Genomic DNA, 24,994 nt, shown 5'->3' on the forward strand with positions numbered 1-24,994 from the left:
GACAAGGAAATGCTCGGCCTGAATATTGTTGAATTTGCCGGTGACAACGGCGAATTGATTGAACAGCAGGTCAACAGCCTGTGCGGTCGACTGGATGAGCTGATGGCGCAGCAGCAGGGCGGTGTGATCGGCTATCAACTGTGTAATGATTTAGGCGGTATTGAGCGCATCTATAATATGCGCAAAAAAGCGGTGGGCTTGCTGGGTAACGCCAAAGGGCGCGCGAAGCCGATTCCGTTTGTGGAAGACACGGCAGTTCCGCCAGAACAACTGGCGGATTACATCGTCGATTTCCGCGCCTTGCTCGATAGCCATGGCCTGAGTTACGGCATGTTTGGCCATGTGGACGCCGGTGTGCTGCACGTGCGTCCTGCGCTCGACATGTGCGATCCGCAGCAAGAGATGCTGATGAAGCAAATCTCCGACGAAGTGGTGGCGCTGACCGCACGCTACGGCGGATTACTGTGGGGTGAACACGGTAAAGGATTCCGCGCGCAGTACAGCCCGGAATTTTTTGGCGAGACGCTGTTCAACGAACTGCGCGCAATTAAAGCCGCCTTCGATCCTGATAATCGCCTGAACCCCGGCAAGATTTGCACCCCGCTGGGCAGCAACGAGCCGATGATGCAGGTGGATGCGGTGAAACGCGGCACTTACGATCGTCAGATTCCGGTCACGGTGCGCACTGACTGGCGCGGCGCCATGGAGTGCAACGGCAACGGCTTATGCTTCAACTTTGATGCGCGCAGCCCGATGTGCCCGTCGATGAAGATTACCCGCAACCGTATCCATTCGCCGAAAGGACGCGCGACGCTAACGCGTGAATGGTTGCGTTTGCTGTCAGAGCAGGGCGTTGATCCCTCGCAGCTGGAACAGGCGCTGCCGACACAGGGTGCCAGCCTGCGCACACTGATCCAACGCACGCGTAACTCCTGGCACGCGAAGCAGGGCGAGTATGACTTTTCTCATGAAGTGAAAGAGGCAATGTCAGGCTGTTTAGCCTGCAAAGCCTGTTCGACGCAGTGCCCGATTAAGATTGATGTACCGGGCTTCCGCTCGCGCTTCCTGCAGCTTTATCACACGCGCTATTTGCGTCCGATGAGCGATCATCTGGTGGCCACCGTTGAGAGTTATGCGCCTTTGATGGCCAAAGCGCCAAAGGTGTTCAACTTCTTCCTCAAGCAGCCGTGGGTGCGCGATCTGAGTAAAACCCACATTGGTATGGTCGATCTGCCATTGCTCTCCTCTCCAAGCCTGAAACAGCAGCTCGGTGGGCACCCGGCGATGAGCCTGACGCTGGAACAGCTTGAAGCGATGGATAGTGCGCAACGTGAAAATTGTGTGCTGGTGGTGCAGGATCCGTTCACCAGCTATTACGAAGCGCAGCTGGTGACCGATTTCGTCAAATTGATTGAAAAGCTGGGCTATCGTCCGGTGTTGTTACCTTTCTCACCAAACGGTAAAGCGCAGCATGTGAAGGGTTTCCTGCAGCGCTTTGCGCGCACAGCCGGCAAAACCGCCGAGTTTCTTAATCGTGTCGCCCAATTGGGGATGCCGATGGTTGGGGTCGATCCTGCAACGGTGCTGTGTTATCGCGATGAATATCAGGAAGTGCTGGGTGAGCAGCGCGGTGAGTTCAAGGTGCAACTGGTCCACGAATGGTTGCAGCAAGCCCTTGATGCGCGCGCGGTGCAGACTGCCAGCGGCGAGGCCTGGTATCTGTTTGCACACTGCACTGAAGTCACTGCGCTGCCCTCAACGCCGAATCAATGGCAGGACATCTTTGCGCGTTTCGGTGCGAAGCTGGAGAACGTCAACGTCGGGTGTTGCGGTATGGCGGGGACGTACGGACATGAGAGCAAGAACCTCGAAAATTCGCTCGGCATCTACGAACTCTCGTGGCATCCACAGTTACAGAAACTGCCACGTCAGCGTTGTCTGGCGACAGGTTTCTCCTGTCGCAGCCAGGTTAAACGCGCCGAGGGCAATGGCATGCGCCATCCGCTGCAGGCATTACTGGAAATGATGTAAACAAATTGTAGGAGTCGTCACAAAGCTGGATTAGAATATCCAGCCTGCGTGACGGACGAAATCACTCTGCAGGCTGGTGGCTTTATCCCACTCGCCGCTGAGCGCCAGTTGATGACACAAACGAGTCAACGACAGGCGCGCCAGTTGATAGGCCTGAATACGGAATAAACGGTCGCGATCGGCATTGCCCATCTCCTGCACTAAGCGGTGATGGAGCTTGCCCATGGCATGCAGATAGCTTTGGTCGTCGCCGTTAAGCTCGCAGATTTCTGCCATGTCGAGACAGGTGTCGTTAAAGCGACGCAGTTGGTCAATAGTACAATCGGTGCGGTTGAGCTTAGCCTGAGCCATGTAGAAGTCGACGGTGATATCACGCACTGAAAACTTATATTCATCGATTTTGTGTTGTAACCAGGCTGAGACGGTAAGCGTCATGTCGCTACCTTAAATGGGTTAATGATAATCATTATCATATTCAACCGCGTCAGGAATGCAATTCCCGCAATGAAATTTTATTGATTTCCTTTGCCTGTTACTAAAATCGGCAATAACAATCTCTTTACATTGAAGAAAGGCGTAACCTATCAATCATGACGATGTCGTAAAGTTGAATTTCTAAATTTTACGTCATTTTAACGGGTTACGCGGGTGTGGCGCGCACGGGAATGCCGCTCACAAGCTCGATTGAAGAGACTATGCTTAATAAAGCAACAGTAAAAAACAGCACGAGATGATTATCCCTGCAAAACAAGAGGTTGAAGTGGTATCTGATATCACTACCATAGGGGGATAGCCTGAAAAGGCCCAGACTTACGAGGTAGCACTATGTCATCAGTAAATGCAGCTTCCTTTTCACCCGACGATTTCGTCTGGAAAGGGCTTACGCTGACCGAATCGGCAGCGAAACAGATTCTTAACCTGGTTGAGGCGGATCCTGAAGTTAAGGGCCTTAGATTGGGTGTGAAGCAGTCCGGCTGTGCCGGTTTTGGGTACGTTATGGATCTGACAAAAGAGCCAGCCGATGACGACCTGACGTTTGAGCAATTCGGCGCAAAATTATTTGTGCCTCTTCAGGCTATGCCGTTTGTTGACGGTACCGAACTGGATTATGTCCGTGAAGGCCTGAACCAGATTTTTAAATTCAACAACCCTAAAGCTCAGCACGCCTGCGGGTGCGGTGAGAGCTTTGGCGTCGAGTAAGTAAAATGTCACGACACAGCGAAGCATCTGACGATGTACAAACGTGGGAAGGTAGCCTGAATTATAAAGAAGGCTTCTTTACCCAGTTGCAAACCGACGAATTGGCACACGGCATCAATGAAGATGTGGTGCGTGCGATTTCGGCCAAACGTAACGAACCTGAGTGGATGCTGGAATTCCGCCTCAAGGCTTTCCGTGCCTGGTTAGAGATGGAAGAGCCACACTGGTTGAAAGCTAACTACGCCTCACTCGATTATCAGGACTACAGCTACTATTCCGCGCCGTCTTGCGGCAACTGTGATGATAGCTGCGCGTCTGAACCGGGTGCGAAGCAAACCTCTGGCAGCGTCGCGTCAAGCGATTACCTGACCAAAGAAGTGGAAGACGCTTTCAATCAGTTGGGTGTTCCGGTACGTGAAGGACGTGAAGTCGCGGTTGATGCGATTTTTGACTCCGTATCCGTTTCCACCACCTACCGTGACAAACTGGCTGAGCAAGGCATTATCTTCTGCTCATTCGGCGAAGCGATTCACGATCATCCAGAGCTGGTGCAGAAGTATCTCGGTACTGTGGTTCCCCACAACGATAACTTCTTCGCGGCATTGAACTCTGCTGTGGCCTCAGACGGGACTTTTGTCTACATCCCTAAGGGCGTGCGTTGCCCGATGGAGCTGTCGACTTATTTCCGTATCAACGCGGCGAAAACCGGTCAGTTCGAACGTACCATTCTGATCGCCGATGAAGACAGCTATGTCAGCTATATCGAAGGCTGCTCAGCGCCGGTGCGTGACACCTACCAGCTGCACGCCGCCGTGGTTGAAGTGATCATCCACAAAAATGCCGAAGTGAAATATTCCACCGTACAGAACTGGTTCCCGGGCGGTGAAGGCGAGGGCGGTATCCTCAACTTCGTGACCAAGCGTGCGCTGTGTGAAGGTGACCACAGCAAGATGTCCTGGACGCAGTCTGAGACCGGTTCAGCCATCACCTGGAAATACCCAAGCTGCATTTTGCGCGGTGACTATTCCGTGGGTGAGTTCTACTCCGTGGCGCTGACCAGCGGCCGTCAGCAGGCGGATACCGGCACCAAGATGATCCACATTGGTAAGAACACCAAGTCGACCATCATCTCGAAAGGGATCTCCGCCGGTAAGAGTGAGAACACCTATCGTGGTCTGGTGAAAATCATGCCAACCGCGACCAACGCGCGTAACTTCACCCAGTGTGACTCGATGCTGATTGGTGCCGAATGCGGTGCGCACACCTTCCCGTATGTGGAAACGCGCAACAACACGGCACAGCTGGAACATGAAGCCACGACCTCGCGTATTGGTGAAGACCAGATGTTCTACTGCCTGCAGCGCGGCATTAGCGAAGAAGATGCGATCTCAATGATCGTCAACGGCTTCTGCAAAGACGTTTTCTCCGAGCTGCCACTGGAATTCGCCGTGGAAGCGCAAAAACTGTTGGCTATCAGCCTTGAGCACAGTGTGGGCTGATGCCACACGCGTTGCCGGAAGCAATGTGAAGGAAAGAGTATGTTAAGCATTAAAGATTTACAGGTTAGCGTTGAAGACAAAGAGATTTTGCGCGGTCTGAACCTTGAAGTGAAACCAGGCGAAGTCCACGCCATCATGGGCCCTAACGGCTCAGGTAAAAGTACCCTGTCTGCAACGCTGGCAGGTCGTGAAGATTACGAAGTGACCGGTGGTTCTGTCAGCTTCAATGGCAAAGACCTGCTTGAGCTGGAGCCAGAAGAGCGCGCGGGCGAAGGCATCTTCATGGCGTTCCAGTATCCGGTTGAAATTCCGGGCGTCAGCAACCAATTCTTCCTGCAGACCTCTGTGAATGCGGTGCGCAAATACCGTGAGCAGGAAGAGCTGGATCGTTTTGATTTCCAGGACTTCATCGAAGACAAAATTAAACTGCTGAAGATGCCTGAAGATCTGCTGACCCGTTCAGTGAACGTCGGCTTCTCCGGTGGTGAGAAGAAGCGTAACGACATTCTGCAGATGGCTGCTCTTGAGCCAGAACTGTGCATCCTGGATGAAACCGACTCCGGTCTGGATATCGATGCGCTGAAAATCGTCGCTGAAGGCGTCAACAGCCTGCGTGACGGTAAGCGTTCATTCATTATCGTGACCCACTACCAGCGCATCCTGGATTACATCAAGCCAGATCACGTGCACGTGCTGTATCAGGGCAAAATCGTTAAGTCTGGCGATTTCTCGCTGGTTAAACAGCTGGAGGAGCAAGGCTATGGCTGGCTTACCGACGAAGAGTGATAACGCCCTGCAACAGTGGCATCACCTGTTTGAATCGCGCGGTGAGGTGCGTTCTCTGCAGGCACAGCAGCACTGGCAGCAATTAATGCGTGTCGGCTTGCCGACCCGTAAGCATGAAAACTGGAAATACACCGCGCTGGATGGCCTGTTCGCCAACCAGTTCGTGTTGCCAGAAGCGCAGACCGTGACGGCGGAACAGGTTGCTGAGCTGGCGCTACCGGTGGATGCGGTGCGTCTGGTGTTTGTTGATGGCCGCTTCCAGCCTGAGCTGAGCGCGCGCGACACCGATCTGTTTGACGTGCAGCACAGCCGTGCGGCTGAACGCCGCCCGTTGCCGGCTGCGGTGCAGCCAGAAGTGTTCCTGCATCTCACCGAAAGCCTGGCGGAAGAAGTGACTTCCATTCGTCTGGCGCGCGGCAAATCGGCGGCACGTCCGCTGTATTTACTGCACATCACCAGCGGCAAAGCCGATGCGCTGAACACCGTTCATCACCGCCATCATCTTGAGCTGGAGCAGAGCGCCGAAGCTGAAGTGATTGAGCATTACGTGACGCTGAACGGTGCGGCCCACTTTACCGGTGCACGCTTTACCTTTGCTGTCGCCGACAATGCCCAGCTGAAACACATCAAGCTGGCGTTCGAAGAGAGCAGTAGCTATCACTTTGCACACAATGACATCGTCATTGGTCGTGATGCACAGGTCAGCAGCACCAGCTTCCTGCTGGGTGCTGGCTTGTCTCGTCACAACACCAGCGTGCAGCTCAACGGTGAAAACACCCAGCTGTCACTGAACAGTCTGGTGCTGCCGATCAACGCAGAAGTGGCGGATACCCGCAGCTATCTTGAACACAACAAAGGCTACTGCCTGAGTCGTCAGCTGCACAAAACCATCTCGCGCGATAAAGGCCGTTCGATTTTCAACGGTCACATTAAAGTGGCGAAGCATGCACTGAAAACCGACGGACAGATGACCAACAACAACCTGTTGCTCGGTCGCCTGGCGGAAGTGGATACCAAGCCGCAGCTGGAAATCTATGCGGATGACGTGAAGTGTAGCCATGGTGCGACCATCGGCCGTATCGACGATGAGCAGATGTTCTATCTGCGCTCGCGTGGTATCCCTGAAGATGCCGCACAGCAGATGATTATCCATGCGTTCGCGGCTGAATTGACCGAACTGCTGGAAGAAGAACCGCTGCGCCAGCTGGTGCTGGAACGCATTAGTGCGCGTTTCCCTGGAGTTGAGTTATGACTTTCGATCTCGAACGAATCAGAGCGGAATTTCCGATTCTGAAACGTGAGGTCAACGGACATCCGCTGGCCTACCTTGATAGCGCGGCCAGCGCTCAGCGCCCGCTCGCGGTCATCAATGCGGAAAGTTATTTTTACCAGCACGGCTATGCAGCCGTGCACCGTGGCATTCACTCGCTGAGTGCGCAAGCCACCACCGATATGGAAAACGTGCGCACCCAAGCCTCGCGTTTTCTCAATGCGGCATCGCCCGAAGAGATTATCTTCGTCAAGGGCACCACTGAAGGCATCAATCTGGTGGCCAACAGCTGGGGCGGCAGTCAGCTGCAATCGGGCGATAACATCATCATCACTGAGATGGAGCACCACGCTAATATCGTGCCGTGGCAGATGGTGGCGCAGCGCACCGGGGCTGAAATTCGCGTTCTGCCGCTTAACGAGCAGGGCGAACTGGCTGTTGAGCAGCTGAGCGGGCTGATTGATAGCCGCACGCGCCTGCTGGCAGTGACGCACGTTTCTAACGTGCTCGGTACAGTCAATCCGGTGAAAGCCATCGTGGCGCAGGCGAAAGCCGCGGGTGTTGTCACGCTGGTGGACGGTGCGCAGGCGGTGATGCATCACAAAGTGGATGTGCAGGATATCGATTGCGATTTCTACGTCTTCTCTGGCCATAAAATTTATGGCCCGACCGGTATCGGCGTGTTGTATGCGCGTAAAGCGCTACAGGAGATCATGCCACCCTGGGAAGGCGGTGGTTCGATGATCGATCAGGTGATGCTGCCAACCGGCACCACCTGGAACAGCACGCCATGGCGTTTTGAAGCTGGCACACCGAATACCGGTGGCATTATCGGCTTAGGCGCGGCGCTGAACTGGATCAGTGAGCTGGGATTGGATGTCATCAACGAACGTGAGACCTCTCTGATGCGTTACGCATTAGATAAGCTCGCATCGGTACCCGACCTGATTATCTACGGTCCGGCACAACGCAGTGGCGTGGTGGCATTCAACCTTGGTAAGCATCATGCCTTTGACGTCGGGAGTTTCCTCGATCAATACGGCATTGCCATCCGCACCGGACATCATTGCGCTATGCCTCTGATGCGCCACTATGCGGTGCCCGCAATGTGTCGTGCCTCATTTGCGCTGTATAACAGTGAAGAAGAAGCCGATCGCCTGGCAGCAGGTTTGACGCGTATTCATCGTCTGCTGGGCGGTTGAGCAGATTTCAGGAGTTATCCATGGCGAATTTGCCAGAAAAAGAGAAGCTGGTGCGCAACTTTAACCGTTGCGCAAACTGGGAAGAGAAGTATCTCTACATCATTGAACTCGGTGCGAAATTACCAGAATCCTCTGAAAGCTTACAGCAGCCAGAGTATGTGATTTCGGGTTGTCAGAGTCAGGTGTGGATCCGCATGACCCCACAAGCTGATGGCACCATCGCCTTTGAAGGCGACAGTGATGCCGCCATTGTTAAAGGTTTGATTGCGGTAGTATTTAGCCTCTATCAGGGCTTGCAAGCGCAGGAGATTCTCGCGCTGGATGTCGGTCATTGGTTCGCAGAATTAGAGTTGACTCAACACCTCACTCCTACACGTTCTCAAGGATTGGAAGCGATGATTCGCGCGATCCGTCATAACGCTCAAAGCCTCAGCTAAGTTACACTCTCCAGACCCCGGCATGACCGGGGTCTGTTCCATCCGACAAAGAGAAAATTGCATGAAACCAGCGTTACGTTTAGCCGGTGCATTGCTGTTGTCCTGCTTCGGACTTTCTGCACCTGCATTTGCAACGGAATATCCCCTGCCAGCCGATAACAGCCGTTTAATTGGCGAGAATACCCTGACCACTGTCCCTGACGACAAACGGCCCTTAGAGAGCATTGCAGCGCATTATAAGATTGGGATGCTCGGCATGCTGGAGGCCAATCCTGGCGTCGATCCCTGGCTGCCCAAAGCGGGGACGCAACTGACTGTTCCATTACAAATGCTGCTGCCTGATGCACCCCGTGAAGGTATCGTCATCAACCTTGCGGAACTACGTCTCTACTATTATCCGAAAGGGGAGAATCGCGTGGTGGTGTATCCGATCGGTATTGGCCAGTTGGGCGCCGCGACACCAAGTATGGTCACCAGCATCAGCCAGAAAATCCCCAATCCCACCTGGACGCCTACCGTCAATATCCGCAAACGCTACGCGAAAGAGGGCATCACCTTACCGGGTGTCGTTCCGGCCGGGCCAGACAACCCGATGGGCTTGTTTGCGATGCGTCTGGCGCACGGTACCGGCCAGTATTTGATTCACGGCACCAACGCCGATTTCGGTATTGGGATGCGTGTGAGCTCAGGCTGTATTCGTTTGCGTCCGGATGATATCGAAGCGCTGTTCAACAGCGTGCCAAAGGGAACGAGAGTGCAGATCGTTAACGAGCCGATCAAGTATGCGGTGGAACCGGATGGCAAGCGTTACGTTGAGGTGCATCAGCCGTTGTCGCGCAATGAGAAGGACGATCCGCAAACCATGCCAATTGCGTTGACTGCGAAATCTAAGGCATTTATCAATAGTCAGAAGAGTGATACCGCACTGATCAAAGAGGCGATGGCGCGTCGTTCAGGGATGCCTGTACTGGTGAGCAGCGGCGAACCCGTCACGCAGGACACGGTGTTGCCGGATGTGCTGCAAACACAGCAGAGTGGCGCTGGGGCAGGACAAGCGACCATTAGCCAGGCAATGGGTGAGAGCGGCGCTAAACCTTGATTCAGGAAGGACCAAAATCAGGACAAAAAAAATGGTGCCACATGGGCACCATTTTTCAAACCAGAACTCTTACTTACGGTAAGAGTGAGCCTGGTTGTCCAGACGCTGGTTAGCGCGAGCTGCGTCATCTTTAGCAGCCTGAACGTCAGAACGGATTGCGTTCACGTCGTTGCTCAGCTGGTCAACTTTAGCGTTCAGAGTCTGAACGTCTGAAGACAGCTGGTCGATTTTAGCGTTGCTTGAGCAACCAGCCAGCAGAGTTGAACCCAGAATTACCGCGCCCAGTACCAGTTTAGTACGATTCATTATTAATACCCTCTAGAATTGAGTTAATCTCCATGTAGCGTTACAAGTATTACACAAAGCTTTTTGAGTTGAGAATAAATTTTTGATGAGAACATGCTTAAATTTGATCGTTCGCTCAAAGAAGCAGCGTTTCGCAGAAGATGATGAAAATATTTAGCTAAAACAGAGAGATTTAATCGGACTAACCTTAATTGTGCGGGATATTGAATAGTTATTATCGATTGGAAAAATCTGGATTTTGTATTAGCGCAAGAATAAAAAAAGCGCCCCGTAAAGGCGCTTTTAAATAAAACTTCAGGCAAAAATCAGAGTACGTGGACTGAAGCGGTGTTGGTCGTGCCACTTGGAACCAGTGCACCTGATACCATCACCACAACGTCGCCTTTCTGTGCGTAGCCACTTTCCAGCGCCATTTCCTTGCCAATACGGTAGAAATCATCCGTTGAGGCAATTTCAGTCACCAGACGCGTCTCCACACCTTTGCTCAGAATCAGCTGACGTGCGGTGGTCGCATTGGTGGTCAGCGCCAGAATGGTGGCATCCGGGAAGTACTTACGAATCGCTTTAGCTGACTTACCGCCTTCGGTCGCCACCACAATTACAGGGGCTTCCAGCTTTTCTGCTGTTTCCACTGCGCCACGGCAAACCGCTTCGGTGATGCGCAGTTTGCGTGAATCCTGCAGCTCACCGATGCGTGATTTCATTACGCGGTCGGTACGCTCACAGATAGTGGCCATGATGGTCACAGATTCCAGCGGGTAACGACCCTTAGCACTTTCACCCGACAGCATTACTGCATCAGTACCATCGAGGATGGCGTTCGCCACGTCGCCTGCTTCCGCGCGGGTAGGGCGCGGGTTCTTGATCATCGAATCCAGCATCTGCGTCGCGGTAATGACCACTTTGCGTGCTTTGTTACATTTCTTGATCATCATCTTCTGCGCGAAGATCACTTCTTCAACCGGGATCTCAACACCCAGGTCACCACGTGCAACCATGATGCCGTCAGAGGCTTCCAGAATCTCGTCGAAGTTGTTCAGGCCTTCCTGGTTTTCGATTTTAGAGATGATCTGGATGTGCTCGCCGCCGTGGGCTTTCAGGTGCTCGCGGATTTCCAGCACATCTGAACGTTTACGGATAAAGGAAGCCGCGACGAAATCAACGCCTTGCTCGCAACCGAAGATCAGGTCACGTTTGTCTTTTTCAGCCAGCGCTGGCAACTGGATAGAAACGCCTGGCAGGTTAACGCCTTTGTTTTCGCCCAGGTCGCCGTTGTTCAGCACGTTACAAACGACCGTGTTTTCTGTGACTTCAGTAACCTGCATGCCAATCAGGCCATCATCGACCAACACAGTGTTGCCGATTTTCAGGTCTTCGGTGAAGCCTGCATAGGTCACAGCAACACGTTCGCTGTTACCAATCACTGACTGATCGGTGGTGAAAGTGAAAGTCTGGCCGGCTTTTAATGAAACATCGTTGCCGCCTTCCAGTTTCATGGTACGAATTTCAGGACCTTTGGTGTCCAGCAGAATCGCGGCCTGACGACCGGTTTTTTCCATGACGGCACGCATGTTAGTGATGCGCTGACCATGTTCGGCATAATCCCCGTGTGAGAAGTTCAGGCGCATGACGTTCATGCCCGCTTCCAGCAGTTGAGTCAGCATCTCTTCAGATTCGGTTTTCGGACCGATAGTACAAACAATCTTGGTCTTTTTCATGTCAGGTTTTCTGTAAGTTGTGATGGATGATAGAGGTCGGGATTCGCGGCGTTTGGCAGCGAAGTGAAAATGTGTATGGTGTTGGTTTGGATCGTACAGGAGTAAGAATAGGTGACAGAGGCTAAGCGTGCAGAGAAGTTATGCAGTACGCGAGGGAACTGGCAGAGCAGTGTTGCGCAAATCATTTGAGTTGTTTGCATAGGCACGTTAGCGCTGAAACCTTTCAGGTGGACAACGCGGCATAGTATAGACGCTAAGTATGCGAAAACCAATATAAAAGCTGAGAGAGAAAACGATACAGATCAAGGAAAGGGGTGTTGCGCAAAGGGAGGTAAAACTAAGAGTGGTGCGCTCTAATGGACTCGAACCATCGACCCCCACCATGTCAAGGTGGTGCTCTAACCAACTGAGCTAAGAGCGCAACATGCTGTCAGGGCGACAGCGGGGACGAATATTAACGGCAGGCCGCGATGCTGGCAAGGGAAAAAATGATTTTCCATGACGACTGACCAGCATCTGTGCGACCCGCTGTTTTTTTAGGCATTGCGGGGGCAAATAACGGCCTGTTCAGCGACTTAGCGGGCCGCGCGCGCCAAAATTATCTGCGCCGGCAAACGTTGCAACCGAAGAATACGCCAAATCATCATCACGGCAGCAGACGTCAGGCCGACAATAAATCCGCACCAGAATCCTGCTGGACCAAGTTGCGGTACCACCCAGTCGGTCAGCGCCAGAATATAACCCACCGGTAAACCCAGTACCCAATAGGCAATCAGGGTGATAAAGAAGATGGAGCGCGTATCTTTGTAGCCGCGAAGAATCCCGCTACCAATGACCTGAATGGAATCTGAGAACTGATAGATGGCAGCGAGCAGCATCAGCTGGGCGGCCAGCGTAATCACTTCTGGATTGGCGGTATACAGTGCGGCGATATGTTCACGGAAGGTGATGGTGAAGATCGCTGTGATAGTGGCCATGCTGATACCGACACCTTGTCCCGTCCATGCCGCCACGCGCGCCTGTTCCGTTGAGCCCTGCCCAAGACGATAGCCGACGCGGATGGTGGTCGCGACACCGAGTGACAGTGGCAGAACGAACATCAGCGAACTGAAATTGAGCGCAATCTGATGACCCGCGACTTTGACGATCCCCAATGGCGAAACCAGCAGTGCCACCACCGCAAACAAGGTGACCTCAAAGAACAGTGCCAGCGCCACCGGTAACCCGAGGGTAAACAGCCGAGACAAGATGACGCGTGAGGGTGGTGACCAGCGGCTGTTCATGTGAATATCGCGCATGCTTGCCATGCGTTTCAGCCAGAAACGCATCACCATAAACATCACCCAGTAAACCGAAGCGGTGGCGACACCACAGCCTACGCCCCCGAGTGCGGGCATACCGAAATGACCATAAATGAAGACGTAGTTCAGGGGAATGTTAACCAGTAAACCTAAAAAGCCTAGCAGCATGGCTGGCTTGGTTTTTGATAAACCTTCGCACTGATTACGCGCCACCTGGAAGAACAGGTAGCCGGGCGCACCCCACAGTAATGCATGGAGATAGCCTTCGGCTTTAGCCGCCAGTTGCGGATCGATATCGTGCATGGCATGAATCAAATAGCCGGCATTCCACAACACCACCATGATCAGCAATGCGACGGCCAGTGCCAGCCAGTAACCCTGACGCACTTGTTCCGCGATGCGTTCGCGGCGTCCTGAACCGTTGAATTGCGCAACGGTGGGCGTCAACGCCAGCAGAAGACCATGACCAAACAGAATGGCGGGAAGCCAGATAGAGGTGCCGACAGCAACGGCGGCCATATCCGTGGCGCTCACCGCACCGGCCATAATGGTATCCACAAAACCCATCGCCGTCTGAGCCACCTGAGCAAGGATGACCGGGATCGCGAGGGCCAGCAATTGACGCGCTTCTGTTAAATACTTCTGCACGTAACACCTGCTTAAATTAAGAAGAGAAGAGGGGAGATATCCCCAAAGAATGCGCGGCTAGTGTAGCGGTAGCGCTGCGTTCCACCAAACTTTGATCGCATTTTGTTAAGTTAATTGTGTAAAGTTTGAACTCCGGCAAATTAAACCGCGCTGCTCAAGCTGTGATAAACTGACACAAACTTCGCAGAGGCTGAGAGTATGTTTACTGGAATTGTGCAGGGCACGGCCGAAATTATCGCCGTAGAAGAAAAAGAGTTGTTTCGTACCCATATCGTACGTCTGCCGGAAGAACTTTTACCGGGATTAGCGTTGGGCGCCTCGGTGGCGCACAACGGCTGCTGCCTGACGGTGACGGCGATTGAGGGCGATCGCGTGAGCTTCGACCTTATCAAAGAAACCCTACGCATTACCAACCTGGGTGAATTAGCGGTGGGCGATGTGGTGAATATTGAGCGCGCGGCGAAGTTCAGTGACGAAATTGGCGGACATTTAATGTCTGGCCATATTATGACCACGGCAGAAATCTGCAAAATCATCCAGTCTGAAAATAACCGTGAAGTGTGGTTTAAATTACAGGATGCTTCTCAGATCAAATATATCCTGCATAAAGGTTTCGTCGGTATCGATGGCATCAGCCTGACCGTGGGTGACGTCACTAAAAGCAAATTCTGTGTGCACCTGATTCCGGAAACCCTGGAGCGCACCACGCTGGGTGCGAAAAAACTGGGGCACAAAGTGAACATTGAGATCGATCCCCATACTCAGGCGATTGTCGAGACAGTGGAACGCGTTTTGGCCCAACGTGAAGCCGCGGCTATCGCGCTGGCGCAAGCCGCAGACGCTGAGTAATCCAATAAAAAAAGGCGCTGCGGCGCCTTTTTAAATTCTTATCCTTGATTACCGTGCAACGCGTAAACCACCTTCTTTACCGCGACTGAATACCACCTGCCACAATTGGATGTCACGCGCGCGGAAAGCGCCGGCGCAAGCATTGAGATAATAACTAAACATCCGTTTGAAGCGATCGCCGTATTTTTCTTCCAATTGCGGCCAGGTCTTCTGGAATCGTTCATGCCATGCCATCAGGGTGGTGTCATAATCCGCACCAAAATTATGCCAGTCTTCCATAATAAAATGCTTCTCGCTGGCATCAGCAATTTGACGCACAGACGGTAAACACCCGTTGGGGAAGATATATTTATCAATCCAGGGATCCACATTCATATCGGTGGTGATGGCACCAATGGTGTGCAGTAAAAATATGCCGTCTGGTTTGAGATTGCGATCGGCAACGTCAAAATAAGTGGCATAGTTTTTCGGCCCCACGTGTTCGAACATGCCGACGGATACAATGCGATCGAACTGCAAATTCAAATCACGGTAATCCTGCAGCAAAATAGTCACGTCCAGCCCTTCACAGCGCTGCTGGGCTAACTTCTGCTGCTCAGCCGAGATGGTGACGCCATGCACTTTGACGCCATAATTGCGCGCGGCAAATTCAGCCAGTCCGCCCCAGCCGCAGCCGATATCCAGCAACGTCATGCCGGGCTCAAGCTGCAATTTACGGCAGATCATATCCAGCTTGGCATACTGAGCCTGTTCCAGTGTTTCAGCGTCTTTCCAGTAACCGCAGGAGTACTGCATAAAGGGGTCGAGCATCAGTGAAAAAAGATCATTACCGAGATCGTAATGTTCTTTCCCGACAATCCAGGCGCGTTTCTTAGACTGTAAATTGGTTAAACGCGCGGCCGCAATACGCAAGGTATCTTTAAAATGACGCGGGAGTTGTTTATCCAGATGCTGTAGCAGAACGCGATGGAAAAAGACATCCAATTGTTCGCAATCCCACCAGCCATCCATATAACTTTCACCCAGACCTAGCGATCCTTCCTGCAAAACACGTTTAAAAAAATCCGGATGCTTGACCTGAATATCCCAGGGGCGTGTGCCATTGACTGCAACATCAGCGCGTTCCAGTAATTCGTTGACGATGCGAAACCAGTGGTTTTCTTCAAGGCTCACTTCTTCTATACACGATGAACTCATAGCTTCTCCATCACCCTTCCGATTTGAACCTGTGGAAATAATAGTCAATTTCCTAAGGCCTGTGAGAGATCTCACGGAAAATCCGTGCGCCAGATATCCGACGTTTTACAGAGGTATGAATCTGAATAGAAATGTCTGGCACCAATCAGGAGAGGAAGATCGTGCAGACGCCATCCCAGCGACAGAGTCGCTTAAAATTAATGCAATTATGTTATTGATTTGTTGCAGAAATGCTGACCCACTGAGTATATGCTCACGTGGGTCAATATTCAACGAGTTATCGTTAGTTTGCTAACGATAATCGTTGCATCAGTGATTATCTTCGCAGGGACGGGAGGTGTGAGCAATATCACTTTGTGCGTTTAAGCTGCGTTGCCAGATGAAGCCAGCCCAGGCCAGCACCACAGTGGCGACCATCACCAGTGTGGTGTTATAGAGCGCCTGTTGTAATCCGGCAGAGACCAACAGGCTGGCGATAAAGCACAAACCCAGTTGCAGCAGATTTTGCAAACCTGCGGCTTTGCCCGTGGCGTGCGGAAAAGGCGCTAATGCGCTGGAAACCACAATCGGGTAAATGGCGCCATTGGCCAGTGCCATGCCACAGAAAGGCAGCAACAGAGCAATCAACGAAGGCGCAGGCAGCATCGCGACGACAAACAGACTTAATATGCTCAGGCTGTAAAGCACCAACAGCCACGGCAGCAGTTGCGATCCTTGATATCGGCTCAGCATCGCGCGGCAACCAAAGCCACCAATCAAAAATGCGATGGTTTGCGGAATATAGCTCAGACCAATATCGGCGGGAGTTAAACCCGCAGACGCCAGGATAAACGGCGAACCGGTTAGCCAGGCAAAGAAACTGGCAGAACAGGCAGAGTAGATCAGCACGTTGCCGCTGTAGACACGCGTGGAGAGCAGATTCAGCCAGCCGGGTTGCGGAGCATTATCTGCTTGGGCTTTTTTAGGCGCAGCAAGCTGCAGCGTGCCGATGACCAGCAGCACGGCAATGATCGTCAGCACGACAAAGATACTACGCCAGTGGAAATGGCCCATCAGCCATGCACCTAACAAAGGTGCCAGCGCAGGAGAAAGGGCAACCAGTGGCATTATGGTAGCAAAAACTTTATTGGCCTGGGCTTTGGGGTAGCGATCGACCACCAGTGCCTGCCAGCTGACCGCGGCGGCGCACACGCCAACCGCCTGCACAAAGCGCAGCGCCAGCATCATATTGACGTCCGTCACCCATAACATCCCCAGGCAACCCAGGGCAAAAATCGTCAAACCTGCCAATAAAATGGGTTTACGTCCAAAGCGATCTGACAACGGTCCCCAGAATACCTGGGCGCAGGCAAAACCACCGAGAAATAGACTGAGGCTGGCGCTGATGGTGCCCGGCGCGGTGGCGAAGTCACGCTGCATATCGCCAAAAGCAGGCAGATACATATCCGTAGCGAGGAAGCCGAGCATGCTGAGCACGGCAAGATAGGGCATAAATCCTTTTGACGACAACATAGTAATTCTCATTGGCAGATTGAACGTCGGGGAGTGTAAAAGAGTGCGTCATTCTTTGTGAAACGCTAATATTTGCGCAGTGCTGTTAAAATTTTTGAAGGCAAAAGTATGTGGTCTGAGTATGCGCTGGAAGTAGTGGACGCCGTCGCGCGCAATGGCAGTTTCAGCGCAGCGGCGCTGGAGTTGCATCGCGTGCCCTCTGCCGTCAGCTATACGGTGCGCCAGCTGGAAACCTGGCTGGCCGTGCCGTTGTTTGAACGTCAGCACCGTGAGGTGGTGTTAACCCCGGCGGGCGAGCATTTTGTGCGGGAAGGGCGATCTGTTATCAAAAAAATGCTGGCAACCCGCAGGCAATGCCAGCAACTGGCGAATGGCTGGCGCGGACAGCTCAGTATTGCCGTGGATTGCATTGTAAAACCCCAGCGTACCCGACAACTGGTAAAGGATTTTTACCGTCATTTCCCGGATATGGAATTGATCATCAGCTACGAGGTATTTAACGGTGTATGGGATGCCTTAGCGGACGGGCGGGTAGATGTGGCGATTGGCGCCACCCAGGCGATCCCGGTGGGTGGACGTTTTGCCTTTCAGGATATGGGTGCTCTAAACTGGCGTTGTGTGGTCAGTCCTGAGCATCCTCTGGCCGCGAGTGCCGATCTCAACGAAGAAGCGCTGCGTGCCTGGCCATCGCTGGTACTGGAAGATACCTCTCGCGCATTACCACGACGCATGACCTGGACATTGGATAATCAGCGGCGTTTAGTGGTGCCAGAGTGGGAAACAGGGATGGATTGTTTGCAGGCGGGATTGTGCGTGGGCATGGTGCCGGGCCACCTCGCGCGACCTTTACTCGACAGTGGCGCGCTGGTGGAGCTATCACTGCCGCAGCCGTTTCCGGAAAGTCCCTGCTGCGTCAGTTGGTCAGAACAGCGTGCGTCACCCGCGCTGGAGTGGTTACTCGCCTATCTTGGCGATGCTGAAACGCTGAACCACGAGTGGCTCAGCGAAAATCAGCTTTAACGGCGGTAATCACGGAATGGACCGTCCGCCACGGAGCGACGCTCAATCAGTGTTGGCTGGACCTCAATGGTTTGCGGCTCTTCACGTTTGCTGGTGATGCGATCCAGCAGCATTTCCAGCGCTTTTTTGCCCAACTCCGCTTTCGGCTGGTGAACTGTGGTGAGCGCAGGGGTGAAGTAGCGCGCGTTGCGCACGTTATCATAGCCAATCACGGAGATGTCCTGCGGCACGCGCAGTCCCATCTCATCGGCGGCACAGATCGCGCCCATCGCCATGATATCGCCCCCGCAGAACACGGCGGTCGGACGCTGTTTCTGATTAAGGATCTGCTGCATCGCCTGATAACCCGATTCTGGCTCGAAGTCGCCCTGAACAACCCATTCCGGCCGCACGGTCACACCGCCTTCGCTCATCGCCTGCAGGAAGCCCGCATGGCGCCCGCCGCCGGTGTTGCGCTCCATTTGACCCGGAATCGCACCGATATCTCGGTGACCGCGCTCGATAAGGTAGCGTCCAGCCAGGTAACCCCCCTGGAAGGCGTTATCCTGTACGGTATCGGTGAAGTCGCCGCGAGAGGCGCCCCAGTCCATCACGACCATCGGAATGTTGCGGTTCTCTTCCAGCATCTGCAGCAAATCGTCAGGATACTCTGAGCACATGACTAACAGACCATCCACACGCTTTTGCGCCATCATCGACAGGTAAGCGCGCTGCTTTTGCAAATCGTTATGTGCGTTGCCCAGAATCAAGGTATAGCCGCGTTCGAAACAGTGGTTCTCAACCGCTTCGATAATTTCGGCAAAGTAGGGCGCTTCGCTGGAAGTGGCTAACAGTCCCAGCGTTTTGGTGTGATTCACTTTCAAACTACGCGCAACGGCGCTCGGCGAATAGTGCAGCTCTTTAATCGCTTCCCATACGGCGTTACGCGTTTCCTCTGCAACAAAACGCGTTTTGTTGATGACATGCGAAACGGTGGTGGTAGATACACCCGCGCGTTTCGCTACATCTTTAATTGTTGCCATGAAAAAGGTACTCCCCGGCTTATCGCAACTTACTGATAAGTATATTGTTAAACGTTTGCGTCTGCGAAGGGTTTTACGCCCTAAAATGGGGGGGCAAATCTGCCGTTTCAGGCAGGGAAAATCACTTCAGCAGGCTGTAAATACAGCATGCGCAAAATCAGTTGCGCAACGAAAGGCGGCGATTCTAGCAAGCCAGCGCGGATAAGACGAGATTTTTGCCCACCGCTGTGCGAAAATTGTTTTAACCCTAATAAATGTGTGACTAAGGAGTAGTGATGAGTACAGATTTAAAGCTGGCGCTAATGACCACGGTTGGCGCACTGTTGATGATTATTGCGTTTAGCTTCACCGCCATTCTTCATTAATTCAAAGCGCATCAATAAAAAAAGCCGGCACTGATTAAGCGTCCGGCTTTTTTTGTGGCGAGAGCCACAGGATGTTGCGCAACAATTAGCGAATAGTTTTTGGAGTCATCATACGGCGCGCACCGACATAGTGTTTCTGCCAGTAGTCTTCGCCCAATGCGCTAATCTGAATGTCTTTACCGGTGCGGGGTGACTGAATAAATTTACCGTTGCCGAGGTAAACGCCCACATGATCGGCAGTCCCGCGATTATTGATGCGGAAGAATACCAAATCCCCTTTCTCCAGCATCTCACGCTTAATGGGCGCGGCATCGTGCAGGTGATACATCTCATTCGCCGTGCGTGGGAATTTGTATTTGACGAGATCTTTATAGGCATACCAGACCAAACCACTGCAATCGAAACCGGTATGGGGTGAGGTGCCACCCCACTGGTAAGGCTTGCCCAGTTGTCCCATCAACTTCGTCATCGCGGTTTCGCGTGCCTTTTGGTAGCGCAGGCGGTGGGATTTGCTCATCTTGATGCCAGTGAGTCCCTGAACTTCATCGTCCACATCTGGGGACTTTTTCGCGAGGCGTTGATGGCCATACTTTTTCAATGGCGACTTCAGCAGGGATTTTTTGCGGCTGGATTTGTTTAAGGCGGTTTCGGTCTTACTCTGTTTTTTCAGCTTTAGCTTCTGCACGGTAGTCGTCAGGCGAGACTTTTTAGCCGTTGTTTTAACCGGGCGTCGCTTGCGGCGCTCATCTTCGCGCGCACTTTTTTTCTCGGCGTTATGCAAACTGGCATTAATCGGGGCATGCTGCGAAGCAGAAGCCACGTTAAAAAACAGTTGCGCAAAAGCCAGTATGAAAAGCGTAATCAGTAAACGCATAGTCCGGTACAGGTTAAGCAGTCTGGCAAAAAGCAGGCTGCGGCAGAGTAAGAGAAATCTGATCAACGATCAGCGCCGAAGCAATTCTAATCCACTTTTTTTCCAAAAGGTAAGGCCTTTTTCTATTAATCTGTTACCAGGTAGATAATGTCGCTAAATTGAGCGATTTCAGCTGTTTAACGCAGCGAAATTATTGCTAATTATTAATTTGTTCATGCTTATTAATGATAGGAAAATGTTATCTGTGCAGTCAGAACTTAACAAACATGGCGATCAGCAAGTCGGTAACGCAAAATCCCGTTTTCAGTGCGGGGCTGAAGTCGCTACAATAAACAAACACGAAGTGAAGGATTAAGGAAGGCAATAATGAGTACTGTTGAAAAAATTCAGCGCCAGATCGCAGAAAACCCGATTCTGTTATACATGAAAGGTTCTCCGAAACTGCCAAGCTGTGGTTTCTCTGCGCAGGCCGTGCAGGCACTTTCTGCCTGTGGTGAGCGCTTCGCGTATGTGGATATTCTGCAAAACCCGGATATCCGTGCAGAATTGCCAAAATACGCCAACTGGCCGACTTTCCCGCAATTGTGGGTGGATGGCGAGCTGGTCGGCGGTTGCGACATCATCGTTGAGATGTTCCAGCGTGGCGAATTGCAGCCGCTGGTGAAAGAAACCGCTGAGAAGTATAAAGAAGCGGAATAATTGCGAGGGCCGACACATGTCGGCCTTTTCTTTGCGTACTCATCCGGCAATCAGCCAATCAGCCAATCAGCCAATCAGCCAATCAGGCAGAGGCATCGTCTTCAGTCTGTTCTTCACTGAAAGCCAGTGGCCAGCCCCCCAAACGTTTCCAGCGATTCACCAACTCACAGAACAGCGTGGCCGTTTGCTCGGTGTCGTACAGCGCGGAGTGCGCCTGCGTGCTATCAAACTCCATCCCCGCCGCTTTGCAGGCTTTTGCCAGCACCGTCTGTCCCAACACCAAACCGCTCAGTGCCGCGGTATCAAAGGTCGCAAAAGGATGGAAGGGATTACGCTTCAGGCTGGCGCGTTCGGCGGCGGCCATCACAAAGTTCAAATCGAAAGTCGCATTGTGCGCCACGATAATGGCGCGATTACAGCCATGATCTTTGGTGCCTTTGCGCACCATCTTGAAGATAGCATGCAGCGCTTCGTATTCGCTTACCGCGCCGCGTAAAGGGTTGGAGGGATCGATACCGGTAAACGCCAGCGCCGCAGGATTCAGGATCGCGCCTTCGAACGGCTCAACGTGAAAGTGCAGGGTTTCATCACGGTGTAACCAACCGTCCTCATCCATCTTGAGCGTGGTGGCCGCAATTTCCAGCAGTGCATCGGTTTGCGCGTTAAAGCCGGCGGTTTCGACGTCAATAACCACAGGATAAAAACCACGGAAGCGTTGATGAAGAGCGTTTAAGGCGTTCGATTCAGACATCAGGATCTCATAGCAAGAAATGGGGCAGCGCGCATTATGGCAAAAATTACAGGAGGGTGCAGCAGGAGAGGGAAGTCAGCCTGCAAATTAGCAGACTGACTAACGGCATCAATGACCGAGGCCGTGACCAGCGTGTTTGTTTTCGATCAGCTCGATTTTGTAGCCATCGGGATCTTCAACAAAGGCAATAATGGTGGTGCCACCTTTAACCGGACCGGCTTCACGCGTCACGTTGCCACCGACACTGCGGATGCGCTCGCAGGTCTCAGCGACGTTATCGACGCCCAGCGCGATATGACCATAAGCATTACCGAGGTCGTACTTGTCCACGCCCCAGTTGTAGGTCAGTTCGATCACCGCGCCTTCACTCTCTTCGGTGTAACCCACGAAAGCCAGGGTGTATTTGTATTCGGTGTTTTCGCTCTGACGCAGTACGCGCATGCCCAGCACACGGGTATAAAAATCGATAGAACGTTGCAGATCGCCAACGCGTAACATGGTGTGAAGTAAACGCATAACATCCTCTTTTGAAAAGTCATCAGGGAATGACAAAGACTAGCAAGTATAGCCAGTTAATGCCCTGAAGAAACAGCACTGCCGCACATCCGGTGCGGCAGCTTGATTCTTACAGGCTTGGATAATCCGTATAGCCTTCAGCGCCGCCGCCGTAGAAGCTTTCCGGGCGCTGTGGATTCAGCGGTGCTTCTTGCTGCAGACGCTCAACCAGATCCGGGTTAGCAATAAAGTCGCGACCAAAGGCCACGGCATCAATCAAGCCACGTGCAATCAGGTCGTCAGCTTTCTCAACGCTGTAAGCACCCGCACCGATAATTACGCCTGGGAACAGCGCACGCACTTTTGCACGGAAAGCATCGCTGTAAGGCTGGCCACCGGCCCAGTCTGGTTCAGACAGGTGCAGATACGCGAGACCACGCTGGCCCAGTTCGGAGATGTACCACAGCGCAGCGGCTTCTTCATCGGCTCCATTTTCCAGATTCTGGAAGGCTCCGATTGGCGAGATACGAATGCCGATACGATCGGCAGACCAGTTAGCAATCGCCGCATCCACCACTTCCAGCGCGAATCGACCGCGTTTCTCAATCGAACCACCGTATTCATCGGTACGCTGGTTGGAACCCGGTGCCAGGAACTGGTGCATCAGGTAGCCGTGGGCAGAATGCAGCTCCAGCAGGTCGAAATCGGCTTCACGCGCGTTTGCCGCCGCCTGACCGAAATCTTTTACGATCTGCTGAATTTCCGCCACGCTCAATTCACGCGGCAGGGAGGTATCTTCACGGTAAACAGTGCCATCTTCAGCACGCAATGAGGTACGCGTGCCCGCAGCCAGAGCTGAAGGTGCAACAGGCGCTTTGCCTTCCGGCTGAACGCTGTTATGCGAGATACGGCCGGTGTGCCACAGTTGCACCGCGCTGTGACCTTTCGCCGCATGAATGCTTTCGTTGATCACTTTCCACGCGGCAATTTGCTGCTGAGTATGCAAACCCGGTGCACCAGCATAACCTTTCGCCTGGAAAGAGATCTGCGTTGCTTCAGTAATGATCAGACCGGCGCTGGCGCGCTGCTGATAATATTCTGCCATCAGCGGGGTTGGGATGTCGCCCGGCTCAATGCTGCGCAGACGCGTCAGCGGTGCCATAAATACACGGTTAGGTACGGTAATCGCGCCCACTTTGAGTGGGGAGAACAGCTGTTTACTCGCCATGATGACTCCTATAAGTAGACCGGTCGTCTAGAAACTGCGGTTTTTAAAAATCAGTGGCCATTCAGCCACTGTTCAATGGTTTCAAGTGCCAGGGTAATCGGGCCTGACTCTCGCGAAATTTTGCTTTGCAAACTGGCGCCTAACCACAACAGGTAACAGCGCTGTGCCAGTTGCTCGGGCGTTTGTCCATAAGGCAGCGGCTGTTCAGCGGCGACTTCGCTCAAACAGCGGGCATAAGTCGCGATCATGGCACTGGCACCATGCTGCAAGGCATCACGCATCGGTTCTGATAAATCGCAGACTTCCGCCGATAACTTCACACCCAAACAGCCCACGATATGGCCTTGCTCGATAAACAGCGTGGCGCCATAGCGGAAGTGTGCCAGCAAACGTTCCCGCGCTGACAAGCCCGGCTGATTTAACTGCTGATCGACCTGCTGCAGGTAGTTAACGAAATAGCGTTCCAGCAACGCCACGCCAAAAGCTTCTTTGGAGCGGAAGTAGTGGTAAAACGATCCTTTTGGCACTTCCGCCAGCGCCAGCATTTCGCTCAGGCCCATGCCGGTAAAACCGCGTTGCAGACAAACCTGCTCGCCAGTAGCGAGCAGATGTTCACGGGTTTCGTTGCGTTGCACAGTCTTGTTCATGGGCCACACAGTATTAGACCAGTCGGTCTAATGCAAACCTTATCCGGCATTTTGGCACGATCTGATCATGTCCAGTTGCGGTTGGTACTCTTGCGTTTGGATGTTGAACATGCCCAAAACCGTATGGAAAAGATTGTCTTGCGACACTTTCTCACTCGCGGCCTGCTGGCGTAAACAGGTCTCGTTAATGTGGAACGCCGACGCATAGCCTGGTGACATCCACATCAACAGTGGGATATGTGTCTGCTGTGAGGGCGCAAACATATAAGGCGCACCGTGCAGATACATACCGTGTTCACCCAGTGATTCACCGTGGTCTGAGAGATAGACCAGCGCTACGTTGAAGCGATCGCTCAAAGCTTTGAGTTTATCAATGGTGCGGCTCACCATATCGTCGGTGTACAACAGAGAGTTATCATAGGTATTCACCAACGCCTGATGATCGCAATCCTGAATCTGGTTGCTATCGCAGGTTGGCGTGAAGCGACGGAATTCCGCCGGATAGCGCTGATAATAGGCTGGACCGTGGCTGCCCATTTGATGTAACACGATAATCCCGTCATTGTGCAGACTGTCCACATAGTTATCAAAACGATGCAGCAGAACATCATCGAGACAGAAACCATCGTGGCAATATTGCGACAAATTCCACTGCGTCATATCGGTGTGCGGCACGCGATCGCAGGCGCCTTTACAGCCGCCATCGTTTTCACGCCACAACACACTGACCCCGGCGTGGGCGAGAATATCTAACACGCCTTCCTGATGATGCGCCAGGTTGGCGTCGTAATGCTCTCGCGGCATGTTGGAGAACATACAGGGCACTGAAATGGCGGTC

Annotated in this window: 25 protein-coding genes and 1 tRNA gene; 12 read left to right on the forward strand and 14 right to left on the reverse strand. The window is 52.8% G+C overall.

Annotation, left to right across the window (positions count from 1 at the left end):
• On the forward strand, positions 1-2,031 hold a 2,031-nt coding region (locus H7A81_RS14285), incomplete at its 5' end, for an FAD-linked oxidase C-terminal domain-containing protein (RefSeq protein WP_182057849.1).
• 30 nt (positions 2,032-2,061) lie between these two features.
• On the opposite strand, the gene H7A81_RS14290 is transcribed toward H7A81_RS14285, so the two are convergent.
• Positions 2,062-2,466, reverse strand: a complete 405-nt coding sequence (locus H7A81_RS14290; protein WP_045813973.1) for a hypothetical protein — start codon at positions 2,464-2,466, stop codon at positions 2,062-2,064.
• A gap of 390 nt (positions 2,467-2,856) precedes the next feature.
• Between H7A81_RS14290 and sufA the strand changes: the two genes are divergently transcribed.
• The 7 genes from sufA (at position 2,857) to H7A81_RS14325 (ending at position 9,524) form a co-directional block, all read left to right on the forward strand.
• Positions 2,857-3,231 carry a Fe-S cluster assembly scaffold SufA gene (gene sufA, locus H7A81_RS14295; RefSeq protein ID WP_038647312.1) on the forward strand — a complete coding sequence of 125 codons (375 nt, stop codon included), beginning with the start codon at positions 2,857-2,859 and terminating at the stop codon, positions 3,229-3,231.
• Positions 3,232-3,236: 5 nt separating this feature from the next.
• Positions 3,237-4,730 carry a Fe-S cluster assembly protein SufB gene (sufB, locus tag H7A81_RS14300; protein ID WP_038647310.1) on the forward strand — a complete coding sequence of 498 codons (1,494 nt, stop codon included), beginning with the start codon at positions 3,237-3,239 and terminating at the stop codon, positions 4,728-4,730.
• Positions 4,731-4,769: 39 nt separating this feature from the next.
• The gene (sufC, locus tag H7A81_RS14305) at positions 4,770-5,516 is read left to right on the forward strand and encodes a Fe-S cluster assembly ATPase SufC (RefSeq protein WP_182057850.1); all 747 of its coding nucleotides are present in this window, start codon (positions 4,770-4,772) and stop codon (positions 5,514-5,516) included.
• A complete protein-coding gene (gene sufD, locus H7A81_RS14310) occupies positions 5,491-6,768 on the forward strand; it encodes a Fe-S cluster assembly protein SufD (protein ID WP_038647308.1) in 1,278 nt (425 codons plus the stop codon). The genes sufC and sufD overlap by 26 nt, the downstream gene beginning before the upstream one ends.
• Positions 6,765-7,988, forward strand: coding sequence for a cysteine desulfurase SufS (gene sufS, locus H7A81_RS14315; RefSeq protein ID WP_182057851.1), 1,224 nt, complete (start codon positions 6,765-6,767; stop codon positions 7,986-7,988). The genes sufD and sufS overlap by 4 nt, the downstream gene beginning before the upstream one ends.
• Positions 7,989-8,008: 20 nt before the next feature.
• Positions 8,009-8,425: a cysteine desulfuration protein SufE gene (sufE, locus tag H7A81_RS14320; protein WP_038647304.1), complete on the forward strand. Its 417-nt coding sequence runs from the start codon at positions 8,009-8,011 to the stop codon at positions 8,423-8,425.
• A gap of 61 nt (positions 8,426-8,486) precedes the next feature.
• Complete coding sequence (locus tag H7A81_RS14325; protein ID WP_182057852.1) at positions 8,487-9,524, forward strand: L,D-transpeptidase family protein; 1,038 nt, start codon at positions 8,487-8,489, stop codon at positions 9,522-9,524.
• A 69-nt stretch (positions 9,525-9,593) separates the two neighbouring features.
• Here the strand turns inward: H7A81_RS14325 and H7A81_RS14330 are convergent, their stop codons facing one another.
• From H7A81_RS14330 to H7A81_RS14345, 4 genes are all read right to left on the reverse strand, one after another.
• The gene (locus H7A81_RS14330) at positions 9,594-9,830 is read right to left on the reverse strand and encodes a major outer membrane lipoprotein (protein WP_007374746.1); all 237 of its coding nucleotides are present in this window, start codon (positions 9,828-9,830) and stop codon (positions 9,594-9,596) included.
• Positions 9,831-10,135: 305 nt separating this feature from the next.
• Positions 10,136-11,548: a pyruvate kinase PykF gene (gene pykF / locus H7A81_RS14335; protein ID WP_034821670.1), complete on the reverse strand. Its 1,413-nt coding sequence runs from the start codon at positions 11,546-11,548 to the stop codon at positions 10,136-10,138.
• 344 nt (positions 11,549-11,892) lie between these two features.
• Positions 11,893-11,969, reverse strand: a tRNA-Val gene (locus tag H7A81_RS14340).
• Between the two features lie 154 nt (positions 11,970-12,123).
• Positions 12,124-13,497, reverse strand: coding sequence for an MATE family efflux transporter (locus H7A81_RS14345; protein ID WP_182057853.1), 1,374 nt, complete (start codon positions 13,495-13,497; stop codon positions 12,124-12,126).
• Positions 13,498-13,695: 198 nt separating this feature from the next.
• Between H7A81_RS14345 and H7A81_RS14350 the strand changes: the two genes are divergently transcribed.
• Positions 13,696-14,346 carry a riboflavin synthase gene (locus tag H7A81_RS14350; RefSeq protein WP_034821656.1) on the forward strand — a complete coding sequence of 217 codons (651 nt, stop codon included), beginning with the start codon at positions 13,696-13,698 and terminating at the stop codon, positions 14,344-14,346.
• 48 nt (positions 14,347-14,394) lie between these two features.
• Here H7A81_RS14350 and cfa read toward each other — a convergent pair whose 3' ends face one another.
• Together cfa and punC are read right to left on the reverse strand one after the other, a co-directional pair.
• Positions 14,395-15,543: a cyclopropane fatty acyl phospholipid synthase gene (gene cfa, locus H7A81_RS14355; RefSeq protein WP_166931616.1), complete on the reverse strand. Its 1,149-nt coding sequence runs from the start codon at positions 15,541-15,543 to the stop codon at positions 14,395-14,397.
• Between the two features lie 309 nt (positions 15,544-15,852).
• Positions 15,853-17,055 (reverse strand): purine nucleoside transporter PunC, encoded by a 1,203-nt coding sequence (punC, locus tag H7A81_RS14360; protein ID WP_182057854.1) that lies wholly within the window; start codon positions 17,053-17,055, stop codon positions 15,853-15,855.
• A 108-nt stretch (positions 17,056-17,163) separates the two neighbouring features.
• Between punC and punR the strand changes: the two genes are divergently transcribed.
• Positions 17,164-18,075: a DNA-binding transcriptional activator PunR gene (gene punR, locus H7A81_RS14365; protein ID WP_182057855.1), complete on the forward strand. Its 912-nt coding sequence runs from the start codon at positions 17,164-17,166 to the stop codon at positions 18,073-18,075.
• On the opposite strand, the gene purR is transcribed toward punR, so the two are convergent.
• Positions 18,072-19,097 (reverse strand): HTH-type transcriptional repressor PurR, encoded by a 1,026-nt coding sequence (gene purR, locus H7A81_RS14370; protein ID WP_166931607.1) that lies wholly within the window; start codon positions 19,095-19,097, stop codon positions 18,072-18,074. The genes punR and purR overlap by 4 nt on opposite strands.
• 275 nt (positions 19,098-19,372) lie before the next feature.
• On the opposite strand from purR, the gene H7A81_RS14375 reads away from it, so the two are divergent.
• Entirely contained in the window at positions 19,373-19,462 is a 90-nt protein-coding gene (locus H7A81_RS14375; RefSeq protein ID WP_097119278.1) for a YnhF family membrane protein, read from the forward strand.
• 85 nt (positions 19,463-19,547) lie between these two features.
• Here the strand turns inward: H7A81_RS14375 and H7A81_RS14380 are convergent, their stop codons facing one another.
• Positions 19,548-20,336 carry a C40 family peptidase gene (locus H7A81_RS14380; protein ID WP_182057856.1) on the reverse strand — a complete coding sequence of 263 codons (789 nt, stop codon included), beginning with the start codon at positions 20,334-20,336 and terminating at the stop codon, positions 19,548-19,550.
• 363 nt (positions 20,337-20,699) lie between these two features.
• Here H7A81_RS14380 and H7A81_RS14385 point away from each other — a divergent pair, with 363 nt between their 5' ends.
• Positions 20,700-21,035 carry a Grx4 family monothiol glutaredoxin gene (locus H7A81_RS14385; protein ID WP_176505800.1) on the forward strand — a complete coding sequence of 112 codons (336 nt, stop codon included), beginning with the start codon at positions 20,700-20,702 and terminating at the stop codon, positions 21,033-21,035.
• A gap of 82 nt (positions 21,036-21,117) precedes the next feature.
• Here the strand turns inward: H7A81_RS14385 and rnt are convergent, their stop codons facing one another.
• The 5 genes from rnt to H7A81_RS14410 form a co-directional block, all read right to left on the reverse strand.
• A complete protein-coding gene (rnt, locus tag H7A81_RS14390) occupies positions 21,118-21,786 on the reverse strand; it encodes a ribonuclease T (RefSeq protein ID WP_045813980.1) in 669 nt (222 codons plus the stop codon).
• Positions 21,787-21,894: 108 nt separating this feature from the next.
• A complete protein-coding gene (gene gloA, locus H7A81_RS14395; protein WP_034821634.1) occupies positions 21,895-22,302 on the reverse strand; it encodes a lactoylglutathione lyase in 408 nt (135 codons plus the stop codon).
• Positions 22,303-22,411: 109 nt separating this feature from the next.
• Positions 22,412-23,509, reverse strand: coding sequence for an alkene reductase (locus tag H7A81_RS14400; protein WP_182057857.1), 1,098 nt, complete (start codon positions 23,507-23,509; stop codon positions 22,412-22,414).
• Between the two features lie 50 nt (positions 23,510-23,559).
• The gene (locus tag H7A81_RS14405) at positions 23,560-24,156 is read right to left on the reverse strand and encodes a TetR/AcrR family transcriptional regulator (RefSeq protein ID WP_160834602.1); all 597 of its coding nucleotides are present in this window, start codon (positions 24,154-24,156) and stop codon (positions 23,560-23,562) included.
• Between the two features lie 39 nt (positions 24,157-24,195).
• On the reverse strand, positions 24,196-24,994 hold a 799-nt coding region (locus tag H7A81_RS14410; RefSeq protein WP_182057858.1), incomplete at its 5' end, for a sulfatase-like hydrolase/transferase.

This window comes from Pantoea sp. ME81, assembly GCF_903970985.1.
GTDB lineage: Bacteria > Pseudomonadota > Gammaproteobacteria > Enterobacterales > Enterobacteriaceae > Pantoea > Pantoea communis.

What these genes read in the sequence shown, in the direction of transcription:
- H7A81_RS14290 (WP_045813973.1), bottom strand. Translation starts at nt 2,466, where the DNA reads ATGACGCTTACCGTCTCAGCCTGGTTACAACACAAAATCGATGAATAT.
- sufA (WP_038647312.1), top strand. Translation starts at nt 2,857, where the DNA reads ATGTCATCAGTAAATGCAGCTTCCTTTTCACCCGACGATTTCGTCTGG.
- sufB (WP_038647310.1), top strand. Translation starts at nt 3,237, where the DNA reads ATGTCACGACACAGCGAAGCATCTGACGATGTACAAACGTGGGAAGGT.
- sufC (WP_182057850.1), top strand. Translation starts at nt 4,770, where the DNA reads ATGTTAAGCATTAAAGATTTACAGGTTAGCGTTGAAGACAAAGAGATT.
- sufD (WP_038647308.1), top strand. Translation starts at nt 5,491, where the DNA reads ATGGCTGGCTTACCGACGAAGAGTGATAACGCCCTGCAACAGTGGCAT.
- sufS (WP_182057851.1), top strand. Translation starts at nt 6,765, where the DNA reads ATGACTTTCGATCTCGAACGAATCAGAGCGGAATTTCCGATTCTGAAA.
- sufE (WP_038647304.1), top strand. Translation starts at nt 8,009, where the DNA reads ATGGCGAATTTGCCAGAAAAAGAGAAGCTGGTGCGCAACTTTAACCGT.
- H7A81_RS14325 (WP_182057852.1), top strand. Translation starts at nt 8,487, where the DNA reads ATGAAACCAGCGTTACGTTTAGCCGGTGCATTGCTGTTGTCCTGCTTC.
- H7A81_RS14330 (WP_007374746.1), bottom strand. Translation starts at nt 9,830, where the DNA reads ATGAATCGTACTAAACTGGTACTGGGCGCGGTAATTCTGGGTTCAACT.
- pykF (WP_034821670.1), bottom strand. Translation starts at nt 11,548, where the DNA reads ATGAAAAAGACCAAGATTGTTTGTACTATCGGTCCGAAAACCGAATCT.
- H7A81_RS14350 (WP_034821656.1), top strand. Translation starts at nt 13,696, where the DNA reads ATGTTTACTGGAATTGTGCAGGGCACGGCCGAAATTATCGCCGTAGAA.
- cfa (WP_166931616.1), bottom strand. Translation starts at nt 15,543, where the DNA reads ATGAGTTCATCGTGTATAGAAGAAGTGAGCCTTGAAGAAAACCACTGG.
- punC (WP_182057854.1), bottom strand. Translation starts at nt 17,055, where the DNA reads ATGTTGTCGTCAAAAGGATTTATGCCCTATCTTGCCGTGCTCAGCATG.
- punR (WP_182057855.1), top strand. Translation starts at nt 17,164, where the DNA reads ATGTGGTCTGAGTATGCGCTGGAAGTAGTGGACGCCGTCGCGCGCAAT.
- purR (WP_166931607.1), bottom strand. Translation starts at nt 19,097, where the DNA reads ATGGCAACAATTAAAGATGTAGCGAAACGCGCGGGTGTATCTACCACC.
- H7A81_RS14375 (WP_097119278.1), top strand. Translation starts at nt 19,373, where the DNA reads ATGAGTACAGATTTAAAGCTGGCGCTAATGACCACGGTTGGCGCACTG.
- H7A81_RS14380 (WP_182057856.1), bottom strand. Translation starts at nt 20,336, where the DNA reads ATGCGTTTACTGATTACGCTTTTCATACTGGCTTTTGCGCAACTGTTT.
- rnt (WP_045813980.1), bottom strand. Translation starts at nt 21,786, where the DNA reads ATGTCTGAATCGAACGCCTTAAACGCTCTTCATCAACGCTTCCGTGGT.
- gloA (WP_034821634.1), bottom strand. Translation starts at nt 22,302, where the DNA reads ATGCGTTTACTTCACACCATGTTACGCGTTGGCGATCTGCAACGTTCT.
- H7A81_RS14400 (WP_182057857.1), bottom strand. Translation starts at nt 23,509, where the DNA reads ATGGCGAGTAAACAGCTGTTCTCCCCACTCAAAGTGGGCGCGATTACC.
- H7A81_RS14405 (WP_160834602.1), bottom strand. Translation starts at nt 24,156, where the DNA reads ATGAACAAGACTGTGCAACGCAACGAAACCCGTGAACATCTGCTCGCT.